This window comes from Paraburkholderia sp. RL17-373-BIF-A, assembly GCF_046030175.1.
Lineage (GTDB): Bacteria > Pseudomonadota > Gammaproteobacteria > Burkholderiales > Burkholderiaceae > Paraburkholderia.
In genome coordinates, this window is record NZ_JARESO010000403.1 from 1 (window position 1) to 512 (window position 512).

At 59.4% G+C, this 512-nt stretch carries 2 protein-coding genes; one reads left to right on the forward strand and one right to left on the reverse strand.

What is annotated here, in order from left to right:
• Nucleotides 1-246, reverse strand: a 246-nt coding sequence (locus P0D80_RS51095) for a DUF5131 family protein (RefSeq protein ID WP_408296581.1), incomplete at its 3' end; no start/stop codon positions are given.
• 41 nt (nt 247-287) lie between these two features.
• On the opposite strand from P0D80_RS51095, the gene P0D80_RS51100 reads away from it, so the two are divergent.
• Nucleotides 288-500: a hypothetical protein gene (locus P0D80_RS51100; RefSeq protein WP_408296584.1), complete on the forward strand. Its 213-nt coding sequence runs from the start codon at nt 288-290 to the stop codon at nt 498-500.
• Nucleotides 501-512 lie beyond the last annotated feature (12 nt).

The window sequence follows — 512 nt, forward strand, 5'->3', positions numbered from 1 at the left end:
CTGGCGCCGGCCGTGCGCTGCGAAGAACGCATCATGCTGCGCGTTCCACTGAATAGGCTTGCGCCAGTTGGCCGCCGACGTGCGCCGCCGCGGCGCCCCGGGCCCCCAGTTGATCGCGGTGCCCCCACCGAAGCGCGCGTTGCGCGTCTCAGCGTAGCAGTGGTCGAAGCCGGGGCCGACTTTCTGGCACCCTTCCCACGGGTTAAACGTGTGATCGGTCCATTCGATTTTGCTGTTCTCGCTCATCGTGCGTCTCTAAAGTTTTGTTCCCTGGTGCCGATAGCAAGGTGGTTATCGACAAGGGAAACGGAAGATTGGAAATCGCAGAAGCAAAGCTGATCGTGAACATCGCCAATGAGGTGTTCGATGTCCTTGAGGAAGAGCTCGGACTTACGGATGGCTCTCCGGAATGGAAGGAGCTTTATGACCGCGTCGTGCTCGGAACGATTGCACGTAGAGCTAAGACGCAAGCTGATCTCGAAATGATGCTGGCGGTGTAGCAGGGCGCTCAC